The following is a 9,976-nucleotide window of genomic DNA, read 5'->3' as shown; positions in this document are numbered from 1 at the left end:
GAAACCATTTTAAAGATGAGGGCTTTTTCCTTGTTTTTATAGGTGTGTTCTGCTGCTTTCAGATCGGATCCGGCGTTGGGCAACCATTTGGGCAGGTCATGGACCGCAGAGAAGAGCAAACGCTGAATCTGACCCGCTGGTGGATGCGGTACAGGCTGCCACGCGGGCGCCGACTGTTACGCTTGGGGGGTTAGGCGTTATTTTTTCCCCGCATGAACCTCACTCCTCCCGCGACTTCGGTCAATGTTCTGGACCTGCTGGTCGATGCCGTGTGTGTGGTCGACGCCGAGGGACGCTACATCTTCGTCAGCGCTGCGTTCGAGAGGATTTTTGGCTACACCCCCCAGGAAGTGATTGGCCGGCGCATGATTGAACTGGTGCATCCCGATGACCGCGCGCGCACCTTGGCGGTCGTGGCCGACATCATGGCGGGCCAATACCAACTGCACTTCGAGAACCGTTATCTGCGCAAGGACGGCGCCGTGGCGCACATCATGTGGTCGGCACGCTGGTCTGCGAGCGACGGCATGCGTGTGGCCGTGGCGCGTGACGTGACGGAGCGCAAACGTACCGAGGCGCTGCAGGCTGCTGTGTACGCCATCTCTGAAGCGGCCTACGCGGCCCATGACTTGGTGGCGCTGTTCGAACGCATCCACAGCATCATTGGCGGTTTATTGCCCGCCGCGCATTTCTCGGTGGCTTTGCTGGATGCACAGACACAAGAGCTGCAATGTGCCTACCACGCCGATCAGCCTCAGCCCATGCCGCATGCGGCTCTGGCGGTTGGGGAGGACAGCCTGTGCGCCGAAGTGGTTCGCCATGGCCGCACCTTGCGGCTCACACCGAGCACAGCCAGTGTGATGGCGCCGCACCTGCAGGCGGCCGCGCAACAGCAACTGCATGTGGCGCCCTATTGGCTGGGTGTGCCGCTGCAAGGGCAACAGGGCACGCTGGGGGCGTTGGTACTCCAGGCCCATGACGGGCACGCGGGCTACACCGAAAAAGACCAGGAACTGCTGCAGTTCGTCTCGACCCAGGTGGCCACCGCCATAGAGCGCAACCGCATCAACCAGCGCTTGCAGCAGATGGCGCAATACGACCAGCTCACCCAGTTGCCCAACCGCCAGTTGTTCCATGACCGCCTCAAATCCGCGCTGTCCCGTGCCACACGCGAACACCACACCCTGGCGCTGCTGTTCCTGGACCTGGATCGCTTCAAAAGCGTGAACGACAGCCTGGGCCATGCCGCCGGTGATCTGCTGCTGCAAGGCGTGGCGGCGCGGCTCAGCGCATGTGTGCGCGCCTCGGACACGGTGGCACGGCTAGGGGGCGACGAATTTGTGCTGCTGCTGGAAAGTGGCCAGCACCCGGTCAGCCTCACCAGCACCGACACCGTGGCCGAAAAGATTCTGGCGGCCTTTACCAAACCCTTTGACCTGGCCGGGACCAGCGTGCAGATCCACCCCAGCATCGGCATGGCGCTGTTTCCGCTGCACAGCCAGGATGCCAAGGGTTTGCTCAACCACGCCGATCAGGCCATGTACGCTTGCAAGAAAGCCGGCGGCAACCGCTTCGGCTCAGGCGGCGGCAAGCAACCCGCGTGAGCCCCACGCCCGCCGCCCGACCATCCCCTACCCACCGGGCCAGGAAACTTGCCGCCGAAAGCGCCGCTGGTTCAGCCCAGCCCTAAGCCTTGACGGCTTTGGGACGCCGTACCGCGCGCACTTTGCCACTGGGCCCGCCACCACAATAGAACAGATCGGCACCATCGGACTCCAGCCCGCTGACGCCCACGCCGGCCGGCATTTCCAGCCGCGCCAGCACCGCGCCGCTGCGCGGATCGATACGGCGCAGTTCGCTTTCATCGGCCTCCCAGGTGCCGTGCCACAACTCACCATCGACCCAGGTGACACCGGTGACAAAGCGGTTCGACTCAATGGTGCGGATGATGGCGCCGGTGGCAGGGTTGATCTGGTGGATGCGGCGGTCGCGGTATTGGCCCACCCACAGGCTGCCTTCGGCCCAGGTGAGCCCCGAGTCCGAGCCGCTGCCGGGCGCAGGAATCGACGCCAGCACTTGGCCGGTGGCAGGGTCTATCTTGTGGATACGGGTTTCGGCAATTTGGTAAAGGTGTTTGCCATCAAAGGCCGTGCCGGCGTCGCAGGCCACGTCCAGCGTGTGTGTGGTCTCGCCGCTGGCGGGGTCGAAGCCCACCAGCTTGGCGCCCGTGGCGGCCCACACGCGCTGGCCGTCGTGGGTCACACCGTGGATGCGGTCGGCGCCGTCGAAGGGACCGTACTCGCGCACGATTTGTGCGCCCTGTACCGTGGCTTGGGTTTGCGTTCTTTCTACAGTCTGACTGGTCATGAAAGGCTCCTTGTGACACGCCTGAAAGTGGCGCGGTGAATCCACTTTAGGGAAACGGCAGCGCTGCGGGGAGTAACAAGATCGTCGTGAATTCCACCAGCGGCGGCGCCAGCCAGCGGCGTGCCCGCGCCAGGCCCAGCGAACGCACGCGCCCCTCGGCCTCCAGATCGATCAGCGCACGTTGCACCGTGCGCTGACTCGCCCCCAGCGCCAAGGCCAGGGCCGAAGTCGGCCAGGCCGCGCCGTCGGACAGCAGCGCCACCAACGCGGCATCATCACCCTCCACCGGTGGCGCCAGCAACACCAGTTGGCGTTCAGCCAGCGGCCGCAGGACAAAACCCCGCGGCGTGGCCTCGATCTGCGCCAGGCCACGCAGCAGCGCCCGCAACCGCCCCATCTCCACACGCAGACGTGCACGGTGGGTTTCGTCCGGGCGGCGCGTGCGAAAGGCCTTGGCGATCAGCGCGTCACGGTGCACATCACCGGGCCAGGCTTGGGCCAGCGCCCGCGCCAGGTTCCACAACACGGGCCTACGCGCCAGCGCCAGCCGGGCAGCACCGGCACTTAGCTCGCGCTGGCAGGCATCGACCACCAACACATCGGCAGCGCGCAGCGCGGCGACATCGTCCAGCGACAAGCTTTGTTCACCCTGCGCCGACAAGCGGCGTGCGGCGGGCCGCTGCAGCAGCGCCGATGCCTCGGCCACTTCGGCCAGCAAGGCCGGGATACGAGCAGTTTGCGCCGCCACCTCGGCCCGGGCCAATGCCGCGCGGGCCGAGGCCAGTTGCAGGCCGCGCAGCGCAAGCTCGGCGATGGTGAGTTCGGCCGTGGCACCGACAGCGGCAAAGGCCGCAGGCAGGCGTGTGCTGTCCACACCGGCCAGGGTTCGAGAAGCCTGGTCCAAGCGCCCGAGCAACAACCACCAACGCGCGGCCACCAGCCGCGCCAGCAGTGCGTTGGCCTGATCGGCATGGGCTTCCAGCGTGGCCGCAGCCGCCAGCAGGGCACGGGGAGAAAGCGGCAGGCCGCCCAGATCACGCATGGCGAACGCCACCTCCGCCTCGGCCACCACGCAGCGCGCGCGGGCCACGGCTTCATGTGCGCCAAAGCCACGTGCGGCACGGCGCAACAGCTCGCGCGCGCGGCTGTGCTCGCCCAGTTGCGCCATGGCAATGCCGCGCAAGGCCAGCGCAGGTGGGTCGTCGCGCAGGGCCACGCGTTTGAGTGCACCCAGCGCGTCACCGGCGGCCAGTGCGCGGGCGGAGGCGGAGATCAGCGAGTCCATGGCGGCAGATTACACCGCCATGCGGCTGGGTGGAGCGCCACCCGGTTAAAGCACTACGAGGTTTGGCAGCTGAAGTTGGCCGCGTCGTTCAGCGAGGCCCCCGCCGCGCCTGTGAAGATCAGCCGTGCAGGCCAACGGCACATGGGGCGGCTACGGTTGGCGCCGGTGTTGTTGTCCACAGAGGCAATCACTTCGGGCGCGGTACCGCTCTCCACCCAACTGTGCAACACACTCAGCCCGTCGTAGCCCAGGTTGTACGGACCAAAGCCATGGCCGTAGCCGGGGATGGCATAAAAGCGCACAAAACCATCCACCGCCGTCTGACCAAACGCCGCCACTTGACGCTGGTAGTAGTTCTCGGTGTTGTGCGGGCTGATGAAGTCGTCGGCCGTGCCGTGCGTCAATATGAGTTTGCCGCCCCTGGCGCGAAAGGCGGCCAGGCTCACGGCGGTCACATCGGTGATGTTGCCCAGCGCCTGCAGGCGCGTTTTGTAGGCAGCAGGGTCATAGGTCAACGCATCGAGTGCGGGGTTTTGCGTGGCAAAGTACTGAGCGTGTGCCGCACCAATGTTGTAGAGCAGCGCATCCGTCGCCAGGGGCGGGTTGGCCGGCACCGCAGAGGCGCCGAATGACGACACATTGAACAACGCGCCCTCCAGCAGCGGCCAGCGCGGGAACACCTGTTGGCCGGCCACCTCAAAGCCCAGGTCGTAAGGCGAGGCGATCTGCTGCACGGCAGCGATTTGTGCATCGGACAAACAGCTGTCGCCCGTGTCCGCGCCGCCTGCGCAGCGCAGCGTGGCCTTCACCGTGTCGATGTTGAACGTGGCATTGCAGGCCGAGATGTTGCCGATGATGCCGTCCTTCGCGCCGTCCAGCCCGTCACATGCAGCGTAGACCGCATTGGTCAGCAGCGTTTTCTTCGCCGGGTTGATCCAGCCCGCACCACCGTAGGCGTAAAGCGCCTTGCCCACGTTGAGCGATGCCAGTTGCAGCAGCGTGATGTTGTAGGCGGGGTAGTTGGCGATCACGCCATCGTAATCGGCCGGATAACGCGCAGCGGCGTCCAAGGCCTCATGGCCACCTTGTGAGCCACCAATGAAGTAGAAGCGTTTGGGCGCTTCGCCGTAACGCTTTTGCACAATCGCCATGGCCACGTCGTGAGCCTTCTTGACCGACTGCTGGCCGTAGTTCAACAGCGCCTCGGGGTTGAGCGCAAAGTTGCCGTCAAAGCCGCTGGCTGCCTTGTGGCCACCATCGCTGCCCAAGGTCACATAACCCTGCTTCAGCGCATTCGCCGTACCGGCAACTTGCGCGGTGTAGGTGCCCAGGCCGGTGACCAGGCTGCCGTCGTAGGCGCCGCCGCCAAACTGCAGTGCACGCTGGTTCCAGTTGCTCGGCAAGTTGACCTGAAACTCCATGCTCGGGGCCGAGGCACTCACGGGCGCGATGAAGCCGGTGACGGCGCAGTATTCACCGTTGGTGTTGCCGCTGGCGCTGGCCGCCACCAGGGTGGCGGTTTTAACGCTCGCCCCCGAGGTGGGCAAACCAATGGCGGTGGAGGCAATCTGCAAGCCCGCCAGCCCGGCACAAGCCTCCGCAGGCGTAGCCATGCTGCCCACGATGGAACCGCCGCCTCCGCCGCATGCCACAAGCGTCGCCAGAACAGACCCACTGAGTGTGGAAAGAACCAAGACTTTAGTACTGCGACCGTGGGTTGAAATGGTCATGGATTTGCCTCCGCTGTTGTGAATGAATTTCTTCACTCAATTTAGGTTTCGACCCGGCCCTTGTCGTTCAACAGATTGCGGTTTTGCAGAAAATTGCCCAGGGAAAACACCGACCACTGGCGAGAGGCGGGCGATACACATGCGCTCTAACATCGGTTCATATGGTCCAGCGTTTGCCCGTCATCGATACCCGTGCCAACCCCTCCGCCCCGCTACCGGGCATGCTCTGCTGTGAGACCCCAGAGCCGTCGCTGCTGCTGGCGTCGCAATACTCGGCATGGGCCGGATTTCGCATCGGCATCTTCGAAGCGGCGAGCCACCGCGTGAACCACGCCATCGAATCGCCGTTCGCAGTGGTCGCCACCATTCTCAAAGGGCGCACCCGCGCCTACCTTCACAGCCGTGGCACCACTTGTGACTTCAGTCCGGCGCACGACAACATCGGCCTGTTCGGCCCGAAACTGGATGTGGCTTACTCTCGCTGGGACTGCGAACCGGGCGCGGAACGCCTGATGGTGGAACTGGACTTTGACGAACTGTCACGCGAGGGCGACATCGGCGCCTTGTTACCCGCGCGCCGCAGCCTGCGCCAGGACCTGACACTGCGTGACCGGCATCTGGCCGGACTGCTTCGCCTGATGGGAGAGGAGGTTCGCCACGGCAGCCCGCATGGCCGCTTGTACGCGGCCTCGTTGTCGCTGAGCCTGGCGGCCTATCTCAGCACACACCATGCCGAGGGCGGACAAGCCCCGGTGCGCGAACGTGGTCGGCTCAGCATCACACAAAAGTCCCACGTCATCGCCTATGTGGACGACAGGCTGGCCAGCGACCTCGACCTCGCCGAACTGGCCCAACAGGCAGGTGTGAGCCGGTTTCACTTTCTGCGGCTGTTCAAGAATACCTTTGGTACCACGCCCCACCGCTACATCGTGGACCGGCGCCTGGCCGCCGCACGCAGCATGTTGCGTGAAACCACACTGCCGATTGCGCAGATCGCTTTGGCTACCGGCTTCGCAAGTCAAAGCCATTTATCCAGCGCCATGCGACGCGCCACAGGTTTGAGTCCGGGAGTCTGGCGCGAGGCAACGGCCGGCTGAAGCAACACCGGCTTTCGCGGCAGGCAGCCAACGCCGGGCATTTCACCAGCGAAGGCGCCGTTGCGTTCATAGACCCATTGCCTGCCCTGCCGGTTCAGCGGTTTTGCCAGCGTGGCATGCTGCCCCCGTCCGGCGCGAGCTCTACTGGATAGACTCAAGGCATCCGCAGCCGTCGGCCGCCCTGCGATCCAACCAAGATTTATGCATTTTTTAAGCAAAGCGGAAGCCCTCGAATTTGTGCGCCAGCGGCATGCTTCGTTCGACACCGACCCTACAGGCAACCCCTATGCCAGCAGCGTCTGGACATTGCATTTCATAGAGCAGATTGCCGAGGACAGCTGGACCTTTGCCATTGCCGAGGAAGTCCGCAGCGGCGACGAAGCCGGCAGCTCCAATCTGATGCTGCTGTACCACGAGGCTGGCCAGAGCAACCGCTGGCAAGCCGTGAGCAACTACTACGCCTCGCTGTATGCGCCACTGATCAGCAACGACCCCGACCGCGCGGGCGCCATGACCCGTCTGATAAGCCAGATCCATGCGCACCGGCCGCGCTGCGCCTTGGTCACGCTGCAGCCCATAGATGAAACCGCCGTCGACACGCTGGCGCTGAAAGCGGCGTTTGCGCAAAACGGCTGGTACGTGCGCAGTTATTCCTGCTTCGGCAACTGGTATCTGCCGTGTGAGGGGCTGTCGTTCGAGGCGTTCATGCAGGGGCGTGATTCCCAGATAGTCAACACCTGGACGCGCAAGGCCAAAAGGTTCAAGGACGGTGTGCTCAACGCTGGCCGGCTGCAGATCGTCAGCGACCCGGCCGAGGTGCACGCCGCGATGGACGCTTATGACCGCATCTACGCCAAGAGCTGGAAGAAGCCCGAGCCCTACCCCACATTTGTGCGCCAATGGGCCGAGCTCTGCGCCGCCAACGGCTGGCTGCGGCTGGGCCTGGCCTGGGTGGATGGTGTGCCGATTGCGGCGCAATTCTGGTTCACCATCAACCGCCGCGCCCACATCTTCAAGCTGGCCTACGACGAAGAGTTTTCCAAATGGTCGGCGGGCACGGTGCTCTCGGCCCATATGTTCCGCCACAGCCTGGATGTGGACCAGGTGGTGGAGATCGACTACCTCACGGGGGACGACGCCTACAAGAAATCGTGGATGACCCACCGCCGCGAGCGCATAGGCGTGATTGCCTGCAACCTGCGCACACTGCGCGGCCTCACGGCTGCGGCCAAGGAGTTTGCCGGAGCCCTGCGCCGGCGCGCATAGCGCCAACCGTGTGCGGTCACAGCGCCATCAAAGTGGCGCAAGAGGCGTAAAGGGCACCCGGTTCGGCACGTCCGGCGCAATCCAGATCTGCCGTGAATGCGGATGGATGATGATCCCGGCAACACTTTCAATACGCCCATGTGCCGGCCATTCGGGGTTGGGGCCACGGCAGATGCTCAGAAAGCCGTCCGTGTCATCACGCAAAAAGCTTTGCAGTTCTTCCAGGCCGATCTTGCCCGGCGTCTGCCCTTTGGCGGCATGCAACTCGGCCGTGGCCAAACGCGGCGCGCTCGACACAAAAGCGCCCATGGGCGCCTGTTGCGGCAGCAGTGTTTCACACATGAAATGGTTGGTGTGCACCACCACACCGTGGGTGGGTGTCAACTCGGCCCAACCGGCGGGGGCGACCTCAAAACACGCCACCTCGCCACTGGCATCGGCACACGGAATATTGGACGCAGCGCCAAAACCCAGGCCTTGCAAAGCGGCCAGCCGTTCACGCGCATGCGCCACCGAGCGGCAGGACAACAAATGGCGCAGCAATACATGCACGGGCAGCCCTGGGCGCTCGCCGTCCTGCAGTGAACGCACAATGTTCAGGCCAAGCGCAAAACCGGCGTCGTTCACACCGATCTTGGCCAGCATGCCGGCTTCGGTCAGCGTGGTGATGGCACGGCCCTCGCCGTCCTCGGTCTTCAGCACCACCAGGGCCGCGCGCTGGCGCCCCAGCCAATCCCAGTTTTGCGCGAACCAGGCGTAGCCATCGGCGCTGGCCGTGGCGTCGACACACATGGCCGTGCATTCCGACCAGTCCTGCAGGCCATCGGCCCGGTTGGCCTCCAGCGCCGCGTCCACCAGGGCAGACTCGCCGTTGAGATAGCTGGGCGGCAGGATCTCGGTGCGGCAGTTCAGCGCCAGAATCGCGTCCAGCGGCTGGCCGCTGCCTTCGGCAATGCCCTCCAGCTCGCTCACAAAGTCGTCGTCCAGCGCCTCTATCACCGGCAGATAACGCATGGCCTGGGCCAGTGCGTCGCGCCAGGCAATGCCGCAGTAAGCAAACAACGGCGCATAGGTTGCTAAGCTGTGGGCGATCTGCACACGGGCGGCACGGCCATAAGCGACACCGCGGGCGTGGGCGGTGGGGAGGCCGGAGACTTGTACGATTGGGAACATGGCTTTGATGATAATCGGCGGAAAGAAATAGAGCACGTGGACAAGCAATTGGGAGACCAGGGATGACATTTCTCGCCATCGACATAGGCAACACGCGGCTGAAATGGTCGCTCTACGCCGAGCCACGCCCCGGTACCCAGCTGTTGGCGCATGGCGCCGAGTTTCTGGAAAACATCGACAAGCTGGCCGAGGGCGCGTGGCGCAACCTGGCCGCGCCCACACGCATGCTGGGCTGCATCGTGGCCGGCGACGCCGTCAAGCGTCGTGTGCATGAACAAATGGAGATTTGGGACGTGGTGCCGCAGTGGGTGGTGGCCAGCGCCGCAGAGGCCGGCATCACCAACGGCTACGACCACCCGACACGCCTGGGCGCCGACCGCTGGGTGGCCATGATAGGTGCACGCCAGCGCATCCTGCGCGCAGGCCCGGCACGGCCCATGGTGGTGGTGATGGTGGGCACGGCTGTCACCGTGGAAGCCATAGACACCGAGGGTAAGTTCCTCGGCGGGCTGATTCTGCCGGGCCACGGCATCATGCTGCGCGCGCTCGAATCCGGCACCGCGGGCTTGCACGTGCCCACGGGCGAGGTGAAATTGTTTCCCACCAATACCAGCGATGCGCTCACCAGCGGTGGCACCTATGCGATTGCCGGCGCGGTGGAGCGCATGGTGCAACACGTGCGTGCGCATTGCCATGCCGAACCGGCCTGCATCATGACGGGTGGCGCGGGCTGGAAAATGGCGCCCAGCATGTCGGTGCCGTTTGAGCTGGTCGACAACCTGATCTTCGACGGCCTGCTGGAGATGGCGCAGCGGCGCTACGCGGCAGACAGCGCCCTGACTTGACCCCTTCACCAAGACTTTAAGCCAAATCACCCCTCAACCCAGACTACAACAGCGCAAGATGCTCCTCTATTGAGAGCAAACTTGCGCTATCCTTCAAGCTGGTGCGCCGGCAAACCTGCCGGCCCGAAAGTCTTCCACGGCCTGGAAGATCTCGGCATTACTGTTCATCACAAACGGGCCGTATTGCACGATGCTTTCTTTCAGGGGCTGGCC

General features: G+C 64.3%; 9 protein-coding genes. 4 read left to right on the top strand and 5 right to left on the bottom strand.

Translation table 11 applies throughout. The features are described 5' to 3' along the window. The first annotated feature begins 212 nt into the window (after nucleotides 1-212). A complete protein-coding gene (locus ACFQ95_RS25865) occupies nucleotides 213-1,604 on the top strand; it encodes a diguanylate cyclase domain-containing protein (RefSeq protein ID WP_422835834.1) in 1,392 nt (463 codons plus the stop codon). 82 nt (nucleotides 1,605-1,686) lie between these two features. On the opposite strand, the gene ACFQ95_RS25860 is transcribed toward ACFQ95_RS25865, so the two are convergent. From ACFQ95_RS25860 to ACFQ95_RS25850, 3 genes are read right to left on the bottom strand one after another with little or no spacing between them, the layout of a single operon-like run. Next, nucleotides 1,687-2,367, bottom strand: a complete 681-nt coding sequence (locus ACFQ95_RS25860) for a hypothetical protein (RefSeq protein ID WP_422835832.1) — start codon at nucleotides 2,365-2,367, stop codon at nucleotides 1,687-1,689. A 46-nt stretch (nucleotides 2,368-2,413) separates the two neighbouring features. Continuing rightward, on the bottom strand, nucleotides 2,414-3,652 hold the full coding sequence (locus tag ACFQ95_RS25855) for a helix-turn-helix domain-containing protein (protein WP_422835830.1): 1,239 nt from the start codon (nucleotides 3,650-3,652) through the stop codon (nucleotides 2,414-2,416). Nucleotides 3,653-3,705: 53 nt separating this feature from the next. Further along, nucleotides 3,706-5,265 (bottom strand): tannase/feruloyl esterase family alpha/beta hydrolase, encoded by a 1,560-nt coding sequence (locus ACFQ95_RS25850; protein WP_422835828.1) that lies wholly within the window; start codon nucleotides 5,263-5,265, stop codon nucleotides 3,706-3,708. A gap of 278 nt (nucleotides 5,266-5,543) precedes the next feature. Between ACFQ95_RS25850 and ACFQ95_RS25845 the strand changes: the two genes are divergently transcribed. After that, complete coding sequence (locus tag ACFQ95_RS25845; RefSeq protein WP_422835826.1) at nucleotides 5,544-6,479, top strand: helix-turn-helix domain-containing protein; 936 nt, start codon at nucleotides 5,544-5,546, stop codon at nucleotides 6,477-6,479. Between the two features lie 201 nt (nucleotides 6,480-6,680). Then, complete coding sequence (locus ACFQ95_RS25840) at nucleotides 6,681-7,745, top strand: GNAT family N-acetyltransferase (protein WP_422835824.1); 1,065 nt, start codon at nucleotides 6,681-6,683, stop codon at nucleotides 7,743-7,745. 27 nt (nucleotides 7,746-7,772) lie between these two features. Here ACFQ95_RS25840 and ACFQ95_RS25835 read toward each other — a convergent pair whose 3' ends face one another. Next, nucleotides 7,773-8,918 carry a C45 family autoproteolytic acyltransferase/hydolase gene (locus ACFQ95_RS25835; RefSeq protein WP_422835822.1) on the bottom strand — a complete coding sequence of 382 codons (1,146 nt, stop codon included), beginning with the start codon at nucleotides 8,916-8,918 and terminating at the stop codon, nucleotides 7,773-7,775. A 62-nt stretch (nucleotides 8,919-8,980) separates the two neighbouring features. Between ACFQ95_RS25835 and ACFQ95_RS25830 the strand changes: the two genes are divergently transcribed. Beyond that, a complete protein-coding gene (locus ACFQ95_RS25830) occupies nucleotides 8,981-9,763 on the top strand; it encodes a type III pantothenate kinase (protein WP_422835820.1) in 783 nt (260 codons plus the stop codon). Nucleotides 9,764-9,856: 93 nt separating this feature from the next. On the opposite strand, the gene ACFQ95_RS25825 is transcribed toward ACFQ95_RS25830, so the two are convergent. Further along, nucleotides 9,857-9,976, bottom strand: a 120-nt coding sequence (locus ACFQ95_RS25825) for a pirin-like C-terminal cupin domain-containing protein (RefSeq protein WP_422835836.1), incomplete at its 5' end; no start/stop codon positions are given.

Source organism: Variovorax sp. HJSM1_2 (genome assembly GCF_049316285.1).
Lineage (GTDB): Bacteria > Pseudomonadota > Gammaproteobacteria > Burkholderiales > Burkholderiaceae_C > Rhodoferax_B.
Note: the sequence above shows the minus strand (reverse complement) of the source record. Positions and strands in the feature narration are given on the sequence as shown.

Coding starts and splice junctions, on each gene's coding strand:
- ACFQ95_RS25855 (WP_422835830.1), bottom strand. CDS start 3,652: ATGGACTCGCTGATCTCCGCCTCCGCCCGCGCACTGGCCGCCGGTGAC.
- ACFQ95_RS25830 (WP_422835820.1), top strand. CDS start 8,981: ATGACATTTCTCGCCATCGACATAGGCAACACGCGGCTGAAATGGTCG.
- ACFQ95_RS25835 (WP_422835822.1), bottom strand. CDS start 8,918: ATGTTCCCAATCGTACAAGTCTCCGGCCTCCCCACCGCCCACGCCCGC.
- ACFQ95_RS25850 (WP_422835828.1), bottom strand. CDS start 5,265: ATGGCTACGCCTGCGGAGGCTTGTGCCGGGCTGGCGGGCTTGCAGATT.
- ACFQ95_RS25840 (WP_422835824.1), top strand. CDS start 6,681: ATGCATTTTTTAAGCAAAGCGGAAGCCCTCGAATTTGTGCGCCAGCGG.
- ACFQ95_RS25865 (WP_422835834.1), top strand. CDS start 213: ATGAACCTCACTCCTCCCGCGACTTCGGTCAATGTTCTGGACCTGCTG.
- ACFQ95_RS25845 (WP_422835826.1), top strand. CDS start 5,544: ATGGTCCAGCGTTTGCCCGTCATCGATACCCGTGCCAACCCCTCCGCC.
- ACFQ95_RS25860 (WP_422835832.1), bottom strand. CDS start 2,367: ATGACCAGTCAGACTGTAGAAAGAACGCAAACCCAAGCCACGGTACAG.